Origin of the sequence: Longispora sp. NPDC051575, from assembly GCF_040681875.1 — a bacterium.
Lineage (GTDB): Bacteria > Actinomycetota > Actinomycetes > Mycobacteriales > Micromonosporaceae > Longispora.
Map to the genome: position 1 here is coordinate 102,813 of NZ_JBFAZP010000007.1, position 20,851 is coordinate 123,663.

Genomic DNA, 20,851 nt, shown 5'->3' on the forward strand with positions numbered 1-20,851 from the left:
ATTGCTGTGTCCGAGGGGGGACTCATCCACACGAAAACCGCACCCATGCATTACATGGGTGTCCATGTGGAGCAGTTTAGTACTCAAACGGACATCGGTCAAACTAGCCTTATGGTCACACTGTGTAAGGCGTGACCTGGGGAAACTCGGCTGGCATAGGCCAAATATGGGGGGTCTTTTGCCGGCCGCGTTGAGACTGGCCGCACCTTAAGTCGCTTCTGTTTGTCCCAGGGCCTCTTCGAGGAGAAGCCTGGCGCGTGCCGGGGGTTCTTCGTCGGGAAAGATCTCGGCGCACAGGTCGAGGATCTCCTCGACGCTGGTCAGACCCAGCTTCTGCACCAGGAACTGGATGTCCTCCACGTCCTTGTTGCGGGCGGCCTGGACCTTCATAGCAAGAAGGTGCTCGGGCGAGGCCGCGGATACCCGAAGTCCCGGATGGTCGAAAACTCTCTGGGCCTGGGCGTCACCTCCCTGGGCGACGTAGACGCTGGCCTGTTCGTTGAGCCACCAGTTGGGCAGTCCCAACTCCGCGGCCACGGCGCGGGCTTCGTCCAGGACGATCCCATGGGGCTGGAAGACGGCGTCGATGTCGCGGGTGGAGCGCCTGCTGTCGTAGGCCATGGCCATCGCGGCGCCGCCGAACACGTACAGGTCCGCGACGACGCCCCTGCGGGCGAGTCGATCACCGAGCCTGCGGAACGCATCCTCGATTCCCGCGCGGTCGAGCAGCGGCGTGTCGTCGCTCACGCGACCTCCAACTCGTGGTCGGCGAGGAACACTCCGCGGCTACGGAACGCGGCAGGTGCGTGCACGAACGCGTCGACCCTGGCGGCGGGTGTGTTGTAAGGGAACCAGAACCGTCGCAAACGTCTTGAGTCCGCCCAGGTCGGGGCTCTACGCCCGTCGCGTGCCGCGAGATGCTCGGCCAGGGCTGCGAGCAGCACATCCCAGCGGTCATCGCCGGTACCGGACGGCTCCTCGGTGAGCAGTTGGTGTCGGCTTGCCTGGGGCTCCCAGCGGTACTCCTTGAGGAACTCCGCCACCAACCGCCACCGGGTCGACTCGTCAGCGCTGGCCAAGAATCGTCCTAATTCAGACACAGGCATTGCCTGGTAGGTGGGACGGTTCTCGCCAGTGGTCACGCTGACAATTTACACCGTGACCAGACTGGGCTTTGCGTCTGCGCGGGACCGGCAATGTCATTGAAGTCCGGGGATGCTTACCGGTCAGATCGTTGGGAGGGGTCGACTTGCTCGATGTGGCGCAGCTGGGCGGCTATCGCTTGAGCCTCGTCGGTGGCGTCGTCGCCGGGGTGATGGATCCACCATTCCGGCCCCCAGCGAAGGACCCGGCCGTACAAGGTGAGGATCAGTCCGTCCTCGAAGTCCGCCGCAGGGACGCGGACGCTGCGTACCAGCGGGTCGGTCTCACGGTCCGCCGTGTAGGTGCCTTCGCCGGGCACGTACCGCCGCGGCTGTTCGTCCCAGCAGTCGAAGAACACCCATCCTGAAGCGTCCGCTGGCGTATAGCACAAGATGCGGTGTGCGATGACCAGGCTCGGCGGGCCGAAGGTTGCCTCGACCTCGCTGCGGCGCAGGTCACGCTTGCCCACCCACTCCCGAAGCTGCGAGCCGTCCAGGGCCGCAGACTCGTTTGGGCTGAGGTGCCGGTCGACGGTCAGGTAGCCCAGTCGGTGGAAGTGTTCGGCGTGTACGGAGGCGACCTCGGCCGTGCAGGTGCGCTCCTTGCCGAAGATCGTCGTGAACGGGCCGGACACGCCGAGTTTGCCGTAGCGGCGAAGCAGTTCGACAGTCTGATCGCGCTCGGTGTCACGGTCGTCGAGGAAGCACAGGTCCCTCAGCCGCATCCAGCACAGCGTGTCCATCGCCCGGCCGTCAGTGGCCCACATTTCCGGTCGGGTCAGCATCCGTGACAGGTCATCGAGCCACCACTGCCGAAGATCATCCGTCGAGCGCATCACCCGACGCTACCAACCGGCAGAACCGGCTGTCAGGCACGCCGAACGCAGCCACTCCCGGCCGGTCGTAACAATTGTGCGGACTATTCATGTGCTGCTCTCGCTGACCCATGCGGGCTGGGACCAGTAGGGGAGTACGTGGTCAGGGATCCCGCCGATGCGGAGCAGCCATTCGTCGGCGAACGTGCCGATCACCAGGTCCGCCGATTCGAAGCGGAGGATCACAGCGCCGCACGCGGGTTCGGTGGAGTAGCCGCAGATCACAGCCGCGTCGATGAGCCGGGAACCGACGACTGTGGCCAGCAGATCCGGGGCTTGGGCCGGTGCGACCCGGGTCTCGCCACATTCAGCCAGATCGTAGGAGTCGTACGGCTCTTCGATCGACAGCTCGAGCCGTTCCCCGCAGCCGTGCATCATCAGGGACTGCAGGTTCTCGAACCGGAACCATGGGTGTAGCAGGCTCTCGGTGTCCGGCCCGCGACGGCCTTCGGACCAGTGCCGGGCCTCGGCCACCGAGAGCAACCGCCGGCCGATGAGCGCCCGGAACTTGGCCGCGACCAGCTCGACTTCGCTGAACCCGATCCCGCCGCGCCGCTCCGGGAGTTCCAGTGCCTTGCGGATGGCCTTGACGGTGGCCTCGTAGATGTCGCCGACGCCGGTATCGATGTCCGTGGCGAGGATGTCAGTGACCGTGACGTGGCCCCCGTCGCGCAACGCGGGGATCGTGTCCAACGCCCGTAGAGCGCCCAACTCGGACTCGCGGCTCCAGTCGTCGTAGGCGGATGCGGTGACCAGCACACCGGAGGGCTTTGCGAGGTCCACCTCGACAGTCACGCGTGCGAACCGACATGACCGGGCCGTCTGCTTCGCGACCCGGAACGTTGCCTGTGCGACTCGCGGCCGCCCAGCGTCGTAGGCGGTCACGTGCCCGCCTGTTCGGGCTGGCCGAGCTGCGCGGCGAAGTGTTCCTGCGACACGAAGATTTCGGCGACCGGTACCGCGCGCCGGCTCGTACCGGAAAGGTCCCGCTGGGCTTCCTTGCTCCACAGGAACGGGTACACCGAAATGCCCTGGTCGGGGGCGAGCGTGCTGATCTCCTCTTCCCAGCCGGGCCAGCGCAGGCCGGCGTAGAACTCGGTGGTACCGCCGGCGGTGATCCACGACAGCCACTGACCGTGCCCGCAGCCCAGGTTCTCCCAGCCGAGAGTGTCGGGCCCGAAGTAGCAGAGTTCACCGGGGTCGCCGGGCCGGCCGAGGGCGGCGGGGTCGGCGCCGTTGAGTTCGAACCGGCCACCCAGCACGTCGTACCCGACCAGCAGCGCGGGCTGGCCGGCGCTCACGTCGGTACCGTCGAGGAGCCCCGGGAGTCCGCGGGCCTGGTCGCCGGCGCCGAGGATTCGCAGCCAACCGTGATCGACGAGCAGTCCGGCGGTGTGCAGCGCCAGCGCGCCGAGCCGGGACTGGGCGGTCACCTGGAGCCTGAGCAGGCAGTCCCGGCCAGTGGCCTCGTCGGTGGGCAGCACCTTGACAGGGACGGCCGCGCCGGCCAACTCCTCGCATAGTCCGGGCCACGCGGGCTCGGCCACCCCAGTCAGCTCTTCGATCGTCCGCATCCGTGGATCATGCCAGGGCCGGCGGTTTCTCGAATCATGATGGTGTTGTGCTCGGTCGCTGGCTACGCTGCTGGGCTTGTGTCAGTTGATGGGGGAACGATGAAGCTTGCCGAGGCGCTCGCCGAGCGCGCGGACGCGGTGCGTCGGGTGGAGCAGTTGCGCGCCCGGATCACGGGCAGTGCCCGGTACCAGGAGGGCCCTGTTGATTTCGCTGCCTTGATTTGAGCGCCAGCGCGTCACTACTTCGGGTGGCATGTCTTGGTGGGGGTGTTCTGTGGCTTGCGTTATCGGAGGTAGCCGAGTTGGGTCATCATCCCGGCTTGGGCATGGTAGGCGTTGTGGCAGTGGATCATCCATCGGCCGGGATTGTCGGCATCGAAGTCCACGGGCAGGGTCTGGCCGGGCAGCACGATCGCGGTGTCTTTGCGTGCTCCGCCCTCGGTGAGGGCGAAGGTGTGGCCGTGCAGGTGTACGGGGTGCCACATCATGGTGGTGTTGACGAACTCGATGTGCACGCGCTCGCCGGCCCGGATGGGCTCGAAGCGCTTGAGGTCGTGGCGGCGGTTGTTGAACGCCCAGTCGTAGCCCATCATGCCGCCGGTCAGCGCCATGCGGATCGTCCGGTCAGGAGGCCGGGTCGGTAGGCGGGTGGCGTCGGTGGGTGCGAGTTGGCGGTGGGTGACGATGCGGCCGTCGAGTTCGCGCGGCCGGGTTGCGGGCCCGGGCGCTGTGCCCGAGCTGGTCCGGACGAGGCCGAACGCCGTCGCGTTCTTGCCTTCGGCGAGCGCGACGAGTGGGAACACCCCGTCGTCGAGGGTGACCAGGGCGTCGTAACGCTCGCCCATGCCCAGCAGGAGCGCGTCGGTGTCGACCGGTTGGACCGGGTACCCGTCGGTGTGGGTGACGGTGAGCCGGTGCCCGCCGAGCGCGACCCGGAACGCTGTGTCGGCGGCGGCGTTGATGATCCGAAGCCGGATGCGGCTGCCGGGCCTGCCGGTGAACACCTGCGGTGCTGCGGGCAGGCGTCCTCCCAGCAGAAAATGGGGGTATGCGACGTCGCCCGCGTCGCCACCGAGCAGCGAACTTGCCGCCCCCGTCATACCGTGCCCGCCCATCATCCCTCGGCGTAGCCCGGCGAAGGCGTCGTCGGGGGTACCGGCGATGCCGTCGAGCCAGTCGTCGAGGACGATGATCCATTCGTCGTCGTAGCCGCCGGGTTCGTGCGGGTCGTCGACGATGAGCGGCGCGTACAGTCCCCGGTCGAGTTGGACGCCGGTGTGCGGGTGCAGCCAGTAGGTGCCGGGGTGCGGGGCGGTGAACTGGTAGGTGTGATCTGCCCCGGTCGGGATGTGTTTCTGTGTCAGGTCGGGCACGCCGTCGTTGTCGTTGCGTAGCGCTACGCCGTGCCAGTGGATGCTGGTGGGCTCGGGTAGCCGCTTGGTGAGGGTGGCGCGGAGCTGTTCGCCGGCGGTGATCCGGATCGGTCGGCCGGGGATCTGCCCGTCGTAGCTCCACGTATTCACGATGGTCCCGCCGAGGTCGACGGGGCCGGCGGTCGAGGTGAGCCGGATGTCGCGAATGGTTCCGGGGTTGCGGCGGGCCTCGGCGGCGCGGACCTCCTCGCCGTCGGGGGTGACGAACGCGGCCGGGTCCGGGGTCGTGTCGCAGGCGGCGGTGAGCCCGGCGCCGAGGGCGGCCATTCCGGTGGCGAGGAGCGTGCGTCGTCTCATGGCTGCCGCCTCATCGTCGGGCCGGTCGGATCGCCCGGCGGTAGATGACGGCCGCGGTGACGGTGAGGACGGCGATCCAGCTCAGGGCGATGAGTAGCGACCTGGTCTCGTCGAAGGTGTCTGTGACGGCCGCGTCGATGAGGACTCGGGTGCCGCCGTAGCCGGGCAGGTAGTGGGCCCAGGCGGCGGGCTGGCCGCGCAGCATCGGGCTCTGGGCGATGCCGAGGTCCAGGAACGGGAAGAGAAAGGCGATGAACACGCCGGCGACCCGATCGAAGACCGGGGCGAGGATGACGCCGATCAGTGCGTAGCAGCCGGCGATCAAGAGGTTCGCGGCGAAGTAGAGGGCCCACTGCCGGGGGGAGAACACGGCGGCGGTGACGGCGAGCGCGGCGGCGGTGGACAAGGCGACGCCGAGGGTGATGACGGCGAGCCGTGCGGCGAGGACGACGGTGGGCCGGAGTCCGGCCAGTGCGAGCCGCCGGTCGCCGGGGCGGGTGTCTGCGGTGACGAACAATCCGACCAGCGCTTCGGGGTTCACCACGCACCTCCTACTATCACGCGTCGTACCTGCGCCCTCACGGTGCTCGCGTTCGCCGGAGCCGTGCAGGGCCGGCCGGCCCGCCCCCCGGCCGGCGAAGGTCCCGTCACCGGGCGGGTCTGGTCAGCCACCGGTCGTGGTCGGCGTCGAATGCGGCGGCGCAGTGGGGCGAGCAGAAGTAGAAGGTCTCCGCGCCGATGGTGCGGCCGATGGCGCCGACCGGGTCGACAGGCATGCCACACACCGGATCCGTCACGGCAACGACCTGTTCCATGATTGCTGGCTCCCGGGTCTCGACGTGCGGCTGGACAAGGGGCACGGTCGTGGCAGGCAGCGGTGTGGCTCGCCAGCGGCGTAGCCGGCTGGCGTTGGCGACGACCGACAACGACGACAGGGCCATAGCGGCGGCGGCCAACATTGGGCTCAGCCTCAGCCCCCACAGGGGATAGAGCACCCCGGCGGCGACGGGGATGCCCAGGGCGTTGTAAATGAGGGCGAAGAACAGGTTCTGCCGGATGTTGCGCATCGTGGCCCGTGACAGCCTGATCGCGGTGACCACGCCGGTCAGGGATCCGGAGATGAGGGTAATGTCGGCGGCCTCGATCGCGACGTCGGTGCCCGTGCCGATGGCCAGGCCCACATCGGCGGCGGCCAGGGCGGGGGCGTCGTTGATGCCGTCGCCGACCATGCCAACCCGTCGGCCCTCGGCCTGCAGCCGGCGGATCTCGTCGGCCTTGTGTTCGGGCAGCACCTCTGCCAGTACTCGGCGCACTCCGACCTGGGCTGCGATCGCGGCGGCGGTGCGCTGGTTGTCGCCGGTGAGCATGACCACCTCGACACCGAGTTTCTCCAGCGCAGCGATGGCCGCCCCGGAGTCGGCTTTCACAGTGTCGGCGACGGCGATCACCCCGGCCGGCCGGCCGTCGACGGCGGCGAACACTGCGGTCTTGCCCGCCCCGGACAGCTCCGCGGCGTGCGACGCCAGGGCCGTGGTGTCGATGCCAGCGTCGGCGAGCAGCCGGACATTGCCGACCAGCACCTCCCGGCCGGCGACCGTGGCGCGGACGCCCTTGCCGGTGATCGAGTCGAACCCGGTCACCTCTGGGAGGGCCAGGCTCCGGGCGCGGGCGCCGGCCACGATCGCCGCAGCCAGGGGGTGTTCGCTGTCGGCCTCGGCGGCGGCGACCAGCTCCAGTAATTCGGCCTCGGTCAGGTCGCCGGCGGGGCGCACGTCGGTGAGGACCGGCTTGCCGGCGGTGACGGTGCCGGTCTTGTCCAGCACGATCGTGTTGAGCCGGTGCGCGGTCTCCAGTGCCTCGGCGGAGCGGATCAGGATTCCGGCCCGGGCGCCCTTGCCGGTGCCGACCATGATGGACAGTGGGGTCGCCAGGCCCAGCGCGCACGGACAGGCGATGATCAACACCGACACGGCTGACACCAGGGCGACGGTCAGCGCCGGTGGCGGCCCTGCGACGAACCAGATGGCGAACGTGGCGATCGCCACCGCGATGACGACCGGCACGAAGTAGGCGGAGATCGCATCGGCCAGGCGCTGGATGGGGGCTTTGGACGCCTGGGCCTGCTGCACGAGCCGGATGATCTGGGCGAGCATCGAGTCCGCCCCGACCTTCGCGGCCCGCACCCGCAGCGACCCGGTCCCGTTGACGGTCGCCCCGACGACGGTGTCGCCGGCGCGTTTGGTGACGGGCATCGGTTCCCCGGTGACCATCGACTCGTCCACCGCGGAGGAGCCCGACACCACCACCGCGTCCACGGGGATCTTCTCCCCGGGCCGGATGACGACCTCGTCGCCCACCGTCACGTCCTCGACCGACACGTCGACCTCCGTGCCGTCGCGCACCACCCGGGCCGTGCGGGCCCGCAAACCCAGCAGGGCCCGGATCGCCTCACCGGTACCGGCCTTGGCGCGGGCCTCCAGCAACCGGCCCAGCAGAATCAGGGTGAGGATGACGCCGACGGCCTCGAAGTACACTTCCCGCGCGTTGGCCGGCAGCGCCTCCGGCGCGAGCGTGACCAGCAGGCTGAACACGTATGCGGCGGTGGTGCCTAGCGTGATCAGGCTGTTCATGTCCGCGGCCCGGTTGCGCAACGTCAGCCAGCCGGTGCGGTGGATCGGCCAGCCGGTGTAGAACATCACCGGTGTGATCAGCGCGAGTTGCAGCCACCGGTCGAGCAGCAACCCCGGCACCCAGCCGGCCCCGAACACCTCGTGCGCCATCACCGCGAACAGCACCGGCGCGGTCAGCACGGTCCCGACGGCGACCCGGCGGTTCAGGTCCGTGACCTCGGCCCGCCGTTCGGCCACCTGGGTATCCTCGACATCGGCTGCCGCCTCGGGCAGGACCGCCGCCGGGAGCACCTCTGTGGTTGTGGCTTCCGGGCTGTCGCCGGGTTCGACCAGCAGCCGGCCGTGGATCATGTTCATGCCACACGCGAAGCCCACCGTGCCGGCCTTGACCGGGGTCAGCCGCACCGTCGTGCGGGCGAACGCCGGCAGCGCCGCGCTGACGCCGAGGTCGGCGAACACCACCCGCGAGGTGCAGTCACCTGACTCCCGCCGGTCGAAGACGATCTCCAGGGGCACATTCTGGCGGACCCGGATCACGTCCGGCTGGTAGCCGCCCCGCACGGTCACCTCGATCCGCTGCACCCCGCCGGCCACCGACGCGTCCCGCACCGCCCGCTTTCCGAAGAAGAACCAACCCAACACGCCAATGAGCGCCACAGCGGCGGCCACGACGCCGAAGTCGAAAGTGTTCATCGCAACCGTCTCCTTCAGGAGCTCATGACACCGCAGCGACGATCATCGCGGAGCCCGGATCGCCGACGACTTCACGGCCGACCCGGCCCAGGGCCGGCCAGCCGGACCCGCGCCTCGTCGTAAGACGCGGCATCGATCTCCCCGGCGGCGAAACGCCGATCAAGAATCTCCAGTGCCGACGCCTGTTGAACCGGGCCTCCGCCCCGACTCGCGGAGCCCTGTGCCCAGCGCACGGCCACCCAGACGACACCAGCAGTCAGAACACCCCACAGCACCAGCATGATCAGCATCCAACCCATGCCCCAGCCATCGCCGTACATCATCACGCCCACCTCCGAATCAAACCGGTCACCTCCACGGTGCGCCGCGCTCCGCAGACTCCGCCAGTGCCCTCCGGCCCGAGCTGGGCAGGCCGTCTGACCCCTCAGGCAGCCGGCACCTCGCATCGGAATCGCTCAGATTAGGTGAAACGTCCCACGTCAACGGGCGAAGTAGAGCCGGGCGGTCACTGTTGCGTCCCCAAGGTCGACGGGGTGTCATCGTGACGGATCGACTCGCCCCAGACCGGAGCGCAGGCCTTCAGCCTTTCGCGGGCGAGGCTCGGCGGTCCATGCCCGCTCCGTGTTTCTGCGTATTGACTATGGGTAGTGGTGCTGGTCTTCCTTGCATGGCACCGCCGTGCGACAGGTTGCCGGCGGCTACTACCTGTCCTAGTATCGGCGTTCAGTCGGCCGGCTGTTTGTCACCCGAAGGGATGACGCCGGTCGTCACCGCCGAGTCGCCCAGTTGGGCGAGCCGGGGACCCAAGGTACGTGGGGTGAATCCGCCGGGCCCAGCTCAGGGCCCTGCGGTAGGGCGCTCTTCCCGCCCGAATCCGTCAGCTGACCTGGTAGGCGGTCGAGGAAGAAAGGTTCATGCTGTCTTGTCACCGTCAACACGCCGCGTGGCGTTCGTGACCGCAGTCATCATGGCCGCCGTGCTGATCGCCACGCCGGTTCGCGCCGAACCGGAGGGTGGGACGAAGGAACTGCGCGACGCGCTGTCTGCCGCCTCGCAGGGGTACCAGGACGCCAGGACCGCGATCGCCAACGCCAAGAAGCGCCAGGGCGAACTGTCCGGTCAGATCACCGCTACCCAGGCCAAGGTGGCAGGGTTGAGCGCGGCAGTCGGGCTGCTCGCCGCGGCCCAGTACAAGAGCGCTGGGACGGGCCAGGCGCAGATCCTGCTCAACAGCGGCTCGCTCGACGGATTCCTGCAGTCGGCCGCGACGATGCGCTACCTGTCGGAGCGCGACGCCGCCGCGGTGAGCGCGTTCACCGCGGCTCAGGCCGAGCTCGACCAGCAGCGCAAGGACCTCGACGCCGCGATCCTGGAGCAGGAGACGCAGCTCAAGGCGCTCAGGACGCGTCAGGATGACGCGCTCAAGGCGTTGCGCAAGGCCGGCGGTGGGGACCCGACTCTCGGCTTCGGCGATCTGCCGGCCAACGCGACACCCGCACCGCGCAACCCGGACGGCAGTTTCTCCTCGGAGGGCTGCACGGTGCGGGATCCCTCGACGGGGGGTTGTCTGTCGCCGCGCACCCTGCACGCCTACAACGAGACGAGGAAGGCCGGGTTCACCCGTTTCGTGGGCTGCTACCGCTCGATGGAGGACGGCTACGAGCATCCCCGTGGGCGGGCGTGTGACTGGGCTGCGGCGGTCGGGGGCTTCTCGGGAGCGGCGACCGGAGGCGACCGAGAGTACGGCAACCGGCTCGCGGCCTGGTACATCGCCAACGCCGACCGGTTGGCGGTGCTCTACGTCATCTGGTACCGCCAGATCTGGATGCCGGGCACCGGCTGGCGGTCCTATTCGGGCTACGGCGGCCCGTCCGCTGAGCACACCGACCACGTGCACGTCTCCATCCGCTGAACCGTAGGACCGGCCCGGGGTGCCGCGCGCCGCCGACGGGCCTCCAGGTGGGCGCCCGCGAGTTGCGAATTCACCATGTCGTCGGAGTGAGCTGCCGCGAGAGCGGTGCTGCGGCGCGAGCGGAAACAGCGATGGTTATGGATTGCTTAACTGCGCCTCATGTTAGGCCCCACTTCACCTTAAATACTACTTTCCGTAGTAGGTGGAGCTACAAAGTCGATCTTCTCACCTACTAGCTGCGGTAGTAGCGTCCCTGGCAACCTCGCATCGAAGCGAGTCTGGTTTTGGGGAGACAACTCATGCGTATCCGACCCCTCGCGATCGCCCTGGCAGCCGCCTCGGCGATCGTCGGATTCACCGCCACGCCGGCGCAGGCCGACCACAGCTGGGGCAGCTACCACTGGTCGCGCTCCGGCGAGGCCCGGCTGACGATCTACTCCAGCGTGACGTCTGACTGGGCCGGCGCCCTGTCCACCGCCAACGCGGACTGGAACGCCAGCCCGTACCTGCAGAACACGGTCGTGGCGGGCGGCACGTCCAGCACGACACGGCGTCGCTGCGTCATGCCGGCCGGCGCGATCCGGGTGTGCAACTACGCCTACGGCAACAACGGCTGGGCCGGGCTGGCCTCGATCGACACCGACTCCGGTGGCACGCACATCAACCAGGCCAGCGCCAAGATGAACGACACCTACGAGGCCGGCCGCAGCGCCGCCGAGCGCCAGGGCGTCATGTGCCAGGAGGTCGGCCACGACTTCGGCCTGGGCCACCAGGACGAGGACATGACCAACGCCAACCTGGGCACCTGCATGGACTACACGCGGGACTGGTCCACCAACCAGCACCCCAACGCCCACGACTTCAACCAGCTCGCCGCGATCTACGGCCACTCCGACGCCGCGTTCAAGGCCGCCGCGCCCTCGACGACGTCGATCCGCACCGGCAACACCGTCACCATCATCACCTGGGCGTCATGAGATCCGTCGTCCTTCTGGTGCCCGTCGCGGCCCTGCTCCTGGCAGGCTGCGGCGGGCAACCGCCATCACCCCGACCGTCGGCCGCGATCGCATCGAGCGCGGCGCCTGCCCCGCGCGGCACCTCCGGAACGCTCGTTATCAACCAGAGCGGCGCGGCTCCGGCGCGCACCGCCTGGTACGCGCGCGTCGAGACGCCCGACGCCAAGCCATTGACCGAGGCGGCCTTCCCTCAGGGACCGATCACCCTGACCAAGGAGCTGACGGCAGGCAAGTACAGGGTCATCGCCTGGCACCGTGCCTGCGCCGACGTCTGCCCGACGACGGGGGAGAAGGGGCTCGGGCCGCTGGAGGAGGTCTGCGGTGCGACCGTCACCGTGACGGCAGGGGCCACCCTGACCGCGACGGTGACCATCGACGCGGAAGGCACATGCGCTGTTGCGGTGCCCGGCCCAACAGTCAGCCCGACACCCTGAGCAGCATGAACCCTGGCATATCGGATGATTCCCCGCGCAACAGTGGCGGCAGTAGGCTGTCGGGCGTGGCCGTAGCCTCCGGATGGCGCCGGGCCGCGCGAGTCCGCCTCGCGCGGCTTGTCGTGCTGGCTGCCGTGGTGACCAGCGTCGCCCTCTCACACGGTATCCAGTGCGGCGACGCCACGATGACCCATCTGCCCGTGCCGCACAGCACGGGCGACACGATGGCCGGCCACAACATGTCCGACGCGGTCTCAGGCATTGACGATGCGACGCCCGTCGCGTGGCCGCTCGCGATCGTGGCGGCGGCCACCGACGGCACGTCCGGCGGCTGGGCGATGCTGGCCGGCGCGTGCCTGGTCTTCCTGACGGCCGTCCTGGTTGTCCTCGCACTCGGACAACCCCCTGGGACGGGTGCGATCCTCGTGCCCGCTGCCACCGGGCCGCCCATCTGGCGGCGTTCCCGCCGGCCCCGACCCGTGTTGGCCCAGCTCTGCATCCTGCGCACGTAGGACGAGTCCGTCCCCAGCACGCCCCGCGCGGCGTGCACCCGGATCTCTGAACACCCGGGGTCCGGGTCGGTCTTCGTCCCATCCTGCCCAAGGAGCTTTCATCCGTGAACCTCACCGCTGTTCTCATCACCGGCCTGTTCGCCGGTGGCGTGTCGTGCGCCGCCGTCCAGGGCGGACTTCTCGCCGGGCTGGTGGCCCGGCAACGTAGCGCCACCGCGATCACCACCGCCATCACAGCCAAGAACAAGGACCTGTCTCATCCGGTACCCGCCCCGCGCACCGGGTGGGCCCGCCTCGGCGATGACCTCGCCCCGGTCGGCGGGTTCCTGGCCGGCAAGCTCGTCTCCCACGCCCTGCTCGGCGCCGCACTGGGCGCGTTGGGCTCGGTGGTGCAACTGTCCGTCGGGCTGCGCACCATGGCCCAGGTCGCCGCCGGTGTGCTCGTCGTGGCGTTCGGGCTCGCCCAGCTCGGAGTCCCCGGCTTCAAGGGCCTGGTCATCGAGGTACCGGCGTCCTGGTCGCGGTTCGTGCGCGGCCGGGCCCGTTCGGCGTCGATGTTCGCACCCACCCTGCTGGGGCTGGCCACCGTGGCGGTGCCGTGCGGGGTCACCCTGTCGGTGGAAGCCCTCGCACTCACGTCTGGGTCGCCGCTGGCCGGGGCCGCCATCATGGCCGTGTTCGTCGCCGGGACCAGCCCCCTGTTCGCCCTGCTCGGCTACCTGGCCCGCCGCGCGGCCACAGCCTGGCGCGGCAGGCTCGCAATGGCCACCGGCCTCATCGTCGTGGCGCTCGGCCTGTACACGCTGAATGGTGGTCTGGAATTGATGGGTTCGCCGTTGGCGGCCTCCAACCTCTCGCGCGTGATGGGCCTGAGCCCGCAACCCGTGACCGCGGCCCTCGCCCCGGCCGACGCCGCCTCGGTCACCGTCGCCGATGGGCGCCAAACCGTCATGGTCACCGCCCGCACCGGCTCCTACTCGCCCGCGAACATCGAGATCGCCTCCGGGGTCCCCACGACGTTGATCGTGCGCTCCGAGGACGCCGAGGGCTGCGTGCGGGCCTTCGTGATTCCGTCCAGGAACAAGGAGGTGATCCTGCCAGTGCGCGGCGACACCCCCATCGACCTCGGGATCCTCAAGCCCGGCAGGCTCAAGTACTCCTGCGGCATGGGCATGTACACCGGCGCGCTGACCATCGTCGCGAAGCAGTCCCAGTGACCGCCACCTACGTCTTCCGGGTGCAGGGCATGCACTGCGCCAGCTGCGGGATGCTCATCGACGAAGCACTGGAGGACATCCCCGGCGTGACCTGCTCGACGACGTCGGTCAAGGCCGGCCGCACCACCGTCATCGCGGACAGCCGCGTCGGACCGACCGAACTCGCCGCCACGATCGTCGCGGCCGGTTACGTTGCCACGCACGAGGAGACCTGACGGCGGGAGGCAAACCAGTGGAACCCTCTGCGGCCGGGGCGGTTCGAAGACCCGCCCAGGCCCGTTCGGCGATAGCCTCTTGTTGAGGGCATTAGGCCCAGGGGCGGGTGGATGGCCGGGCTGGGCACCGTCCGGTGCTGGGTGGCGGCCTGATGCCCCCGCGTCGTGATGGCTCGGCCGCTGCGACCGAAGTCTTGTGGCACGCCCCCGGAAGAGTCACCGCAGCGATGACGGGAACACCAGCGGAGATCGTGCGTCGATGACCCCCGGTTCGGGGTGGGGCAGTGCGCCGCGATGGTTAGTGCAGGTCGCACAGTGCGACGCCGTACGGCAGCGTCATCAGTGCCACGCCCAGGGCGACGAACGGGATCGCGGCTGTGGTCGCCGCGGTGAACAGGAGCGCGACGCGCCGCGAGTCTGCGGGCGGGTCCAGGAGTCGGCGGACGCGGGCCGCGCTGCCGGGCCCGCCTGCGCCTAGGCCCGGGGCGGGGGGCCGGGTGGCCAGGAGGTGTAGGAGCGCCGCCGCGACGGTCGTGTGGCCGTGTACGCGTGCGGCGTCGTCGTCGGCGCGCAGTTCGCACAGCCGGGCGACCTCGTCTGCGGCGATGGCGAACAGGGGCACGAACGCCAGTGCTCGTCCTAGTGCGCGGGCGATGGAGATGCGCAGGTGGTCGCGGTGGGCGAGGTGCGCGTGCTCGTGGGCGAGCGCGGCGGCGAGTTCGTCGGGGGACAGTTCCGCGAGAGCGGAGGTGCTGGCCACGACCATCGGCTCGGGGCCGGGGAAGCAGTAGACGGCCGGATGCGGACTGTCCAGGATGTAGATCCCGGCTTCGGCGTCACGGCGGGCCACCAGCCGTAGCCCGGCGGCGTGGCGTAGGCGGGCGCGCCGCTCTCGGGACAACCGGATGCCGATCCAGCCGGCGACCCACCCTGCCAGTGCGGCGCTGGCGAGGCCGCCGAGAAGTTGCGCGCCGGTACCGGGCGCTGAGACGTGGGCCAGACCCTGCAGCGAGGCGATGCAGATCGACAACAGGTGCCCGAGGCGGTGCAGGGGCTCGAAGAGCAGGTCGCCGATGCTCAGGCAGGCGAGCAACCAGGAACTGAGCACGGCCGCGGCGGCGAGCTGCCAACAGGTGAGTGCGAGTTGTGGGCTGCGGCGGCCGAGGCGCAGCAGCACGGGCGGCAGGGCCACGGCCAGCACCGTTCCGGCGATCACCAGGGCGATGGCCGGGGCGAGGTTCATGGCTTCGGGGTGCGGCCTCGGCGGCGCAGCGCCGCACGGAGCTGGTCGAGGTCGTCGGACTCGATGGAGCCGACGAAGTGCAGCAGCGTCGCCATCCGGTCGCCTCCGACGTCGAGGGCCTCGCGCATGAGCTGCGCGCCGTACTCCTCGCGCTGGTGGACCGCCTGGTACTGGTAGGCGCGTCCGTCGAGTTCGCGGACCAGCCAGCCCTTGCGGTGCAGGTTGTCCAACACCGTCATCACGGTCGTGTAGGCCAGGCCGCGCTCGTGGAGTTGTTCGAGTACGCCGCGCACGGTCACAGGGCCCGACGCCGACCAGACGGTGTCCATCACCGCCGCCTCGAGCTGCCCGAAATCCTTCACGAGAGCATGGTAGCCGCCCACACCTTACGATGCCGCTTAGTAGCCACCCGTCACGCTGAGTGGTCGCGCGGTATACGGAGGATCCACCAACCTACTACTAGTCCAGATAGTAGGCAACGGTGGGAAGTGCTGTGAATTTCAACAGAGTCGAACCGTGCGAGGTCAGGGAGAAGCGCAGGTCGGTGCCATAATTTCACTGACGACCACCTATTGTTTGGGTCGTCGTGCCGCTCATAGTCTGGCGCTCCGGAAAGGAGCGCCTCATGCGCAGACCTCTCATCCTCGTCACCCTCGCGGTGCTGTTCGCCGCGCTGACGCCGCAGGTGTCGGCCGCCGCGCCCGTCACGTGCACCGGCGGCACGGCCGGTGGCTAGGCCTGCAAGAACATCGACCTGATGTCCAACCTCCCCCTTGCCTCCACTGGCGGTGGAAGTGGCGGCGGCGGCTGGGGGTGGACCGACCCGCAGGCCAGCCGGGAGTACGCGATCGCCGCCCGCTCCAGCGGCACCGCGTTCAACGACACCGGGTACCTGTACGTCAACGGGTCCAACGCCTGTTCGGGTGGCCCGCGCATGTTCAGCCTCGCCAACCCCAAGGCTCCGGCCTTCGCGGGATGTGTCGGCGCGGACGGGTACACCCATGACTCCCAGGCTGTGACCTACCACGACCCCGACGCCTGCTATACGGGCAAGGAGATCGTGCTCGCCGCTGCCCGGCGGCGGGTGGCGCACGCGGACGCGGAGTAAATAAATAGACTCTCGTCTATCTACTATGGATAGTAGTAGGGTCGCCGTCATCCCACCGCCCGTGGGATACCCCTCGGTAAGGAAGGAACGATCATGCGTCTTCGATTCTTGGCCATCGCCACAGCTGTCGTCGCCGGCGTGGTGAGTTTCGCCGCGGCGCCCGCCCAGGCCGGGCACAGCTGGAGCGGCTACCACTGGTCGCGCACCGGGCAGGTGTCGGTCAACGTCTACCGCAGTGTCACCTCCGGCTGGACGACCGCCTACAACACGGCCATCTCCGACTGGAACGCCAGCGCCTGGATCCAGGTCAGCACCGTCGCCGGCGCCACGGACACCGCCACCCGCTCGTCGTGTCCGATGGTGACCGGGGCGGTGCGGGTGTGCAACTACGCCTACGGCTCCACGGGCTGGTCGGGCCTGGCCTCCATCAACGTCTCCGGCAGCCACATCACCCGGGCCAACGCCAAGATGAACGACACCTACCTGGGTACCGCCAGCGCCGCCATGCGTCAGCTCGTCATGTGCCAGGAGATCGGCCACGACTGGGGCCTCGCCCACCAGGACGAGAACTTCACCAACCCGAACCTGAACACCTGCATGGACTACACCAACAACCCCACCAGCAACCAGCACCCCAACACCCACGACTACAACCAGCTCGCCGCCATCTACAACCACAGCGGGCTGGCGGCCGACGCCGACTACAGCGGACGCACCCTGATCCGCACCGGCGAGACCGTCACCATGGTCACGTGGAACGAGTAACACCCCGGCTCCTGGTTCCCGTCGCGGCCCTGCTGATCCTGGCAGGCTGCGGCGGGCAACCGCAGCCCGCGACCAAGACCCAGACCACCCCTTCACCGGTACGCACCAGCGCGGCGCCCGGCACCGACGCGCCCGGCACGCTGTCGATCACCCAGAGCGGCACGACCCCCGCCAACACCATCTGGTACGCGCGCGTCGAAACGCCCAACGGCAGATCCCTCGCCGAGGCGTCGTTCAACACCGGCCCCATCACGCTCGACAAGTCTCTGCCGCCGGGCAGGTACCGGGCGATCAGCTGGCACCGCGCCTGCACCGGCACCTGCCCGACCAGCGGCGAGAAAGGGCTCGGCCCGCTCGCCGAGGTGTGCGGCGCGGCCGTGACCGTGCCGGCCGGTGGCCGGGTCACCGCCACCGTCGTGATCGGCGAGGCCGGCACCTGCACCGTGCGGCCCTGAGAAACCGCCGAGGGCCCGGTCCACGCGACCGGGCCCGGCGTACTGCCAAGCGGATGGCGCGGTCGCCCGGCGCGGCCCGAGGTCGGGCTCGTCGGTCAATCGTGCCGGGGCGTCGGGCTGGCGTCGGCGTCGGGGCGCAGTCCGGCGAGGGTGACAGTGACGAGCCGGCGGACAGCGGCCTTGGACGACAGGCCGCTGGCCGCCGTGAGGGCGTGCAGGCAGTAGCTCGCGAGCTCGTCGGGCGCGACATCATCGCGCAGGTCGCCGGCCGCCGCGCCCTCGGCGAGCAGGTCTCGGATGAAGTCTCGGGGCTGGTGCTGGGCTCGCGCGACGTGTTCACCACGGTGCAGGAGTGCTGCGAGTTCGGTGCCGTGGTGCTCGTGGGAGATGAGCGCGTACGCCTCGAGCACGGCTTCGAGTCGCGTGCTGGCGTCGCCAATCTGGTTGCGGACGTCGGTGAGGTGTCGCAGGTGGCCGGTGACCTGGCGTTCGTGCCAGGCGGCCAGGATCGCCTCGAAGTCCGGGAAGTACTTGTACAAGGTCGCCCGTCCGATGCTTTCGCAAGCTCGCGCTCACCGCGCACGTGACGGCCTCGGTCGGGTGGCTCGGCGCGGTCGCCGGCTTCCTCGCCCTCGCCATCGCGGGCCTGGGCAGCCAGGACGCTCAGACTGTGCGCGCCGCCCATCTCTCGATGGAGTTGATCGGCTGGTTCGTCCTCGTCCCGCTGGCCCTCGCTTCGCTGCTTACCGGGCTCATCCAGTCAATGGGCACCGAGTGGGGACTGTTCTGGCACTACTGGGTCCTGGTGAAGCTGCTGATCACCGTCCTGGCCACCGTCGTCTTGCTGCTCTACGCCCAGACACTCGGCTACCTGGCGGGCATAGCGGCACAGACCACCTGTCGCGCGCCGACCTCGGCGTACTGCGGACCCCGTCGGTCGTCCTGCACGCCAGCTCCGCCCTGCTGTTGCTGCTCGTGGCCACGGTGCTGGCGGTGTACAAGCCTCGGGGACTGACCCGCTACGGCTGGCGCAAGCAGCGCGACCGACGTAGTGCGCCGCAGCAGTAGAAGCGACAACTCCTGCTCGGCCCCGACCGAACCGCAGCGGGGCGCTGGTCCTCCCGGTGCCAACAAGCTGCCGGATTCGGCTACCGTGAAAGCGAGACCTTGGCGGAGGGGGTGAGGCGATGCTGGCAGGACGAACACCCCTGCGCCTGCTGTTCCTCGCGCTCCTCGCCCTCGGCGTCATCGGGATGCACACCTTCGGCCACCCGAGCGACTCGCACGGCGCGCCCCCCGCCATGACCGGCGCGCACGCCCAGATGGCCCAGCACTCCATGCCCGCCCCGATCGCGGTGACGCAGGACGCGGTCAACGGCGCCGGCATGGGCATGGACCCCGTGGACGTCTGCCTGGCGATCCTCGCCGCGCTGACGATCGTGATCCTGGTCGGCGTGCTGCGCGGCTTCCTCCGCCGCCCCCACGTCCTCGGATGGCGCGCGGACCGGGCCTGGTCGACGGCGGGGCGCGGACCACCGCCGCCCTGGCGCGGACTGCTCCTCGCCGACCTGTCGGTACTACGGGTATAGGAAATCGCCACCAGCTGTGACGTCGTCGCGGCTGGCCGCTGGCATGACCTATCGCTCTAGACACACCTGACAGAAGAGGCAGCATCGTCATGAAGAACACCTCAACACTGCGCCGTGCCGCGCTCCTCGGCGTCGCCGCCGCAGCCATGCTCGTCGTGTCCGCCTGCGGCGGCGACATGGGCGGCATGGAGCACGGCTCCAAGCCCACCTCGACGGCACCGACCACAGCCGCGCCGACCGGTGCGGCTTTCAACGACGCCGACACCCAGTTCGCGCAGATGATGATCCCGCACCACCAGCAGGCCGTGGAGATGGCCACCCTCGCCGAGACCCGCGCGACGGAACCGGAGATCAAGGCCCTCGCGGTCGCGATCAAGGGCGCGCAGGACCCGGAGATCAAAACCATGACCGGCTGGCTGCTGGCGTGGGGCCAACCGACCGCGGCTCCCGGCGGCGGGCACAACATGCCCGGCATGTCCTCTCAGATGCCGGGCATGTTGTCGGGGGAGGAGATGGCCAAGCTCAAGGCGGCCAAGGGTGTCGAGTTCGACCGCCTGTTCGCCCGCGGCATGATCGCCCACCACAACGGTGCCATCGCGATGGCCAAGGACGAACAGGCCAAGGGGAAGAACTCCGACGCCAAGGCCCTGGCCGCCGTGATCGAGAAGGCCCAGGCGGCCGAGGTGGACAAGCTCCAGAAGATCCTCGACCGACTGTAGGGGTCCGCGCCGGGGACGGTGGATCCCGTCCCCGGGCGTGTCCTGATCGGGGATGCCTTGGTCCCTCGACGTACGCGCGTCGCGATCTGACCGGCGGCGACATTCACGCCCGTTGCCCCGATCCGTGGTGATCGGCCACCTCATCGAGGCAGCTCTGACGGTCGTATTCGGGCTGTCAAGAGGTGGCCGAGCACGGCCTCGCCTGTTTACTATCCAACGTAGTATTTCTCGGGAAGGAGCTCAGGTGGAGCTGATCGGGGATCTTCGGCACAGGCCGACGTGGTGCTGTCTCCTCGCCTCTGGCATGGTCCGCCCGTGAGCACCACCCACACCCACGTTGCAGGCCGGCCCTCGACGGCGGCTGCGCAGGTGACCCGGACTGCGGTGCTCGCCGCAGCCGTGTTCGGGCTGACGGTCATGGCCTATCTGGTGTTCCTGTCGCATGGGCCGCCATCTGTGGCCGTCCTGCCGTGGTTGGCCGGCTCGGCGGCGGCCCTGGCCGCGATGATCGTGGCAAGGCTGCTCGGCAGGCCCACCCACGGCCCGCTCGCCTGGATCCTGCTCGGCCAGGTGTTGGCGGTCGCGCCCGACCTCGCGCTCGCAGCAGGCGTGGCGCACCGACCGTGGATGAACGTGTTCCTCGGCCACCTGGAGATCGGTAACGCGTCCGGTGGGGTGATCGGCTGGCTGATCGTGGTCGCCGTCCTCGCGGCCGGGTACGCGGCGCAGCCCACCCTGCAGACCCCAAGGACGCCGGACTGATCCGGCGCGCCACGGCGCACCCGGTGGGGCCGGATGCCGCTTCAGATCGCCGACAACGAGGGCCGGCTTCCGGCGGGTGCGCGGCCTTGGCATAGACGAGGATTGTCAGGTCCTACTATCTCGCTTAGTATTTGCGATCAGTGGGCGACTCTCGTCTTAGGGGACCAGGTCGCCCGCCTGCCGGACCGTCACTGTAGAGGCGGCTGGCGACCGCTCCACTGAGGGAGACTCCGGCGGGTTCCGCCCCCGGGTGGGACCCG

The 20,851-nt window shown here is 69.3% G+C and carries 26 protein-coding genes and 1 riboswitch; of the genes, 14 read left to right on the plus strand and 12 right to left on the minus strand.

Going from position 1 to position 20,851, the window contains the following annotated elements:
* Positions 1 to 207 precede the first annotated feature (207 nt).
* The 5 genes from AB0M43_RS21255 to AB0M43_RS21275 form a co-directional block, all read right to left on the minus strand.
* A complete protein-coding gene (locus AB0M43_RS21255) occupies positions 208 to 747 on the minus strand; it encodes a DUF6036 family nucleotidyltransferase (RefSeq protein WP_363727186.1) in 540 nt (179 codons plus the stop codon).
* On the minus strand, positions 744 to 1,079 hold the full coding sequence (locus AB0M43_RS21260; RefSeq protein ID WP_363727188.1) for a hypothetical protein: 336 nt from the start codon (positions 1,077 to 1,079) through the stop codon (positions 744 to 746). Before AB0M43_RS21260 ends, AB0M43_RS21255 begins: the two co-directional genes overlap by 4 nt.
* Before the next feature lie 140 nt (positions 1,080 to 1,219).
* Positions 1,220 to 1,978 carry a hypothetical protein gene (locus tag AB0M43_RS21265; protein WP_363727190.1) on the minus strand — a complete coding sequence of 253 codons (759 nt, stop codon included), beginning with the start codon at positions 1,976 to 1,978 and terminating at the stop codon, positions 1,220 to 1,222.
* An 87-nt stretch (positions 1,979 to 2,065) separates the two neighbouring features.
* Positions 2,066 to 2,902 (minus strand): hypothetical protein, encoded by an 837-nt coding sequence (locus tag AB0M43_RS21270; protein ID WP_363727192.1) that lies wholly within the window; start codon positions 2,900 to 2,902, stop codon positions 2,066 to 2,068.
* Positions 2,899 to 3,591 (minus strand): DUF2625 family protein, encoded by a 693-nt coding sequence (locus tag AB0M43_RS21275; RefSeq protein WP_363727194.1) that lies wholly within the window; start codon positions 3,589 to 3,591, stop codon positions 2,899 to 2,901. Before AB0M43_RS21275 ends, AB0M43_RS21270 begins: the two co-directional genes overlap by 4 nt.
* Before the next feature lie 99 nt (positions 3,592 to 3,690).
* On the opposite strand from AB0M43_RS21275, the gene AB0M43_RS21280 reads away from it, so the two are divergent.
* Complete coding sequence (locus AB0M43_RS21280; protein WP_363727196.1) at positions 3,691 to 3,816, plus strand: hypothetical protein; 126 nt, start codon at positions 3,691 to 3,693, stop codon at positions 3,814 to 3,816.
* A gap of 59 nt (positions 3,817 to 3,875) precedes the next feature.
* Here AB0M43_RS21280 and AB0M43_RS21285 read toward each other — a convergent pair whose 3' ends face one another.
* From AB0M43_RS21285 to AB0M43_RS21300, 4 genes are all read right to left on the minus strand, one after another.
* Positions 3,876 to 5,321 (minus strand): multicopper oxidase family protein, encoded by a 1,446-nt coding sequence (locus tag AB0M43_RS21285; RefSeq protein WP_363727198.1) that lies wholly within the window; start codon positions 5,319 to 5,321, stop codon positions 3,876 to 3,878.
* Positions 5,322 to 5,331: 10 nt separating this feature from the next.
* Positions 5,332 to 5,862, minus strand: a complete 531-nt coding sequence (locus tag AB0M43_RS21290; protein ID WP_363727199.1) for a hypothetical protein — start codon at positions 5,860 to 5,862, stop codon at positions 5,332 to 5,334.
* A 106-nt stretch (positions 5,863 to 5,968) separates the two neighbouring features.
* Complete coding sequence (locus AB0M43_RS21295; protein WP_363727201.1) at positions 5,969 to 8,644, minus strand: heavy metal translocating P-type ATPase; 2,676 nt, start codon at positions 8,642 to 8,644, stop codon at positions 5,969 to 5,971.
* A 71-nt stretch (positions 8,645 to 8,715) separates the two neighbouring features.
* Positions 8,716 to 8,967 carry an SHOCT domain-containing protein gene (locus AB0M43_RS21300; RefSeq protein WP_363728016.1) on the minus strand — a complete coding sequence of 84 codons (252 nt, stop codon included), beginning with the start codon at positions 8,965 to 8,967 and terminating at the stop codon, positions 8,716 to 8,718.
* 438 nt (positions 8,968 to 9,405) lie between these two features.
* A riboswitch (cyclic di-AMP (ydaO/yuaA leader) is annotated at positions 9,406 to 9,555 on the plus strand.
* Positions 9,556 to 9,587: 32 nt separating this feature from the next.
* Between AB0M43_RS21300 and AB0M43_RS21305 the strand changes: the two genes are divergently transcribed.
* The 6 genes from AB0M43_RS21305 to AB0M43_RS21330 all read left to right on the plus strand — a co-directional run bounded on the left by AB0M43_RS21305 (position 9,588) and on the right by AB0M43_RS21330 (position 13,950).
* Positions 9,588 to 10,556, plus strand: a complete 969-nt coding sequence (locus AB0M43_RS21305; RefSeq protein WP_363727203.1) for a hypothetical protein — start codon at positions 9,588 to 9,590, stop codon at positions 10,554 to 10,556.
* Positions 10,557 to 10,855: 299 nt separating this feature from the next.
* On the plus strand, positions 10,856 to 11,533 hold the full coding sequence (locus AB0M43_RS21310) for a hypothetical protein (protein ID WP_363727205.1): 678 nt from the start codon (positions 10,856 to 10,858) through the stop codon (positions 11,531 to 11,533).
* Positions 11,530 to 12,006, plus strand: a complete 477-nt coding sequence (locus AB0M43_RS21315; protein WP_363727207.1) for a hypothetical protein — start codon at positions 11,530 to 11,532, stop codon at positions 12,004 to 12,006. Before AB0M43_RS21310 ends, AB0M43_RS21315 begins: the two co-directional genes overlap by 4 nt.
* 65 nt (positions 12,007 to 12,071) lie before the next feature.
* Positions 12,072 to 12,518 carry a hypothetical protein gene (locus AB0M43_RS21320; RefSeq protein WP_363727209.1) on the plus strand — a complete coding sequence of 149 codons (447 nt, stop codon included), beginning with the start codon at positions 12,072 to 12,074 and terminating at the stop codon, positions 12,516 to 12,518.
* Between the two features lie 104 nt (positions 12,519 to 12,622).
* Positions 12,623 to 13,735, plus strand: a complete 1,113-nt coding sequence (locus tag AB0M43_RS21325; protein ID WP_363727211.1) for a sulfite exporter TauE/SafE family protein — start codon at positions 12,623 to 12,625, stop codon at positions 13,733 to 13,735.
* On the plus strand, positions 13,732 to 13,950 hold the full coding sequence (locus tag AB0M43_RS21330) for a cation transporter (RefSeq protein ID WP_363727213.1): 219 nt from the start codon (positions 13,732 to 13,734) through the stop codon (positions 13,948 to 13,950). Before AB0M43_RS21325 ends, AB0M43_RS21330 begins: the two co-directional genes overlap by 4 nt.
* A 298-nt stretch (positions 13,951 to 14,248) precedes the next feature.
* Here the strand turns inward: AB0M43_RS21330 and AB0M43_RS21335 are convergent, their stop codons facing one another.
* Complete coding sequence (locus AB0M43_RS21335) at positions 14,249 to 15,193, minus strand: M48 family metalloprotease (protein ID WP_363727215.1); 945 nt, start codon at positions 15,191 to 15,193, stop codon at positions 14,249 to 14,251.
* On the minus strand, positions 15,190 to 15,555 hold the full coding sequence (locus tag AB0M43_RS21340) for a BlaI/MecI/CopY family transcriptional regulator (protein WP_363727217.1): 366 nt from the start codon (positions 15,553 to 15,555) through the stop codon (positions 15,190 to 15,192). The genes AB0M43_RS21335 and AB0M43_RS21340 overlap by 4 nt, the downstream gene beginning before the upstream one ends.
* Before the next feature lie 395 nt (positions 15,556 to 15,950).
* On the opposite strand from AB0M43_RS21340, the gene AB0M43_RS21345 reads away from it, so the two are divergent.
* From AB0M43_RS21345 to AB0M43_RS21355, 3 genes are all read left to right on the plus strand, one after another.
* Positions 15,951 to 16,301 (plus strand): hypothetical protein, encoded by a 351-nt coding sequence (locus tag AB0M43_RS21345; RefSeq protein ID WP_363727218.1) that lies wholly within the window; start codon positions 15,951 to 15,953, stop codon positions 16,299 to 16,301.
* Positions 16,302 to 16,394: 93 nt separating this feature from the next.
* Entirely contained in the window at positions 16,395 to 17,066 is a 672-nt protein-coding gene (locus tag AB0M43_RS21350; RefSeq protein ID WP_363727219.1) for a hypothetical protein, read from the plus strand.
* A complete protein-coding gene (locus AB0M43_RS21355; protein WP_363727221.1) occupies positions 17,054 to 17,521 on the plus strand; it encodes a hypothetical protein in 468 nt (155 codons plus the stop codon). Before AB0M43_RS21350 ends, AB0M43_RS21355 begins: the two co-directional genes overlap by 13 nt.
* A 95-nt stretch (positions 17,522 to 17,616) precedes the next feature.
* Here AB0M43_RS21355 and AB0M43_RS21360 read toward each other — a convergent pair whose 3' ends face one another.
* Positions 17,617 to 18,060, minus strand: a complete 444-nt coding sequence (locus AB0M43_RS21360) for a TetR/AcrR family transcriptional regulator (RefSeq protein WP_363727223.1) — start codon at positions 18,058 to 18,060, stop codon at positions 17,617 to 17,619.
* 44 nt (positions 18,061 to 18,104) lie between these two features.
* Between AB0M43_RS21360 and AB0M43_RS21365 the strand changes: the two genes are divergently transcribed.
* The 4 genes from AB0M43_RS21365 to AB0M43_RS21380 all read left to right on the plus strand — a co-directional run bounded on the left by AB0M43_RS21365 (position 18,105) and on the right by AB0M43_RS21380 (position 20,591).
* Entirely contained in the window at positions 18,105 to 18,536 is a 432-nt protein-coding gene (locus tag AB0M43_RS21365) for a hypothetical protein (RefSeq protein ID WP_363727225.1), read from the plus strand.
* A gap of 172 nt (positions 18,537 to 18,708) precedes the next feature.
* Positions 18,709 to 19,110 (plus strand): DUF6153 family protein, encoded by a 402-nt coding sequence (locus AB0M43_RS21370; protein ID WP_363727227.1) that lies wholly within the window; start codon positions 18,709 to 18,711, stop codon positions 19,108 to 19,110.
* Positions 19,111 to 19,199: 89 nt separating this feature from the next.
* Positions 19,200 to 19,829, plus strand: a complete 630-nt coding sequence (locus AB0M43_RS21375; RefSeq protein WP_363727229.1) for a DUF305 domain-containing protein — start codon at positions 19,200 to 19,202, stop codon at positions 19,827 to 19,829.
* Between the two features lie 315 nt (positions 19,830 to 20,144).
* Entirely contained in the window at positions 20,145 to 20,591 is a 447-nt protein-coding gene (locus AB0M43_RS21380; protein ID WP_363727231.1) for a hypothetical protein, read from the plus strand.
* The last annotated feature ends 260 nt before the right edge of the window (positions 20,592 to 20,851 follow it).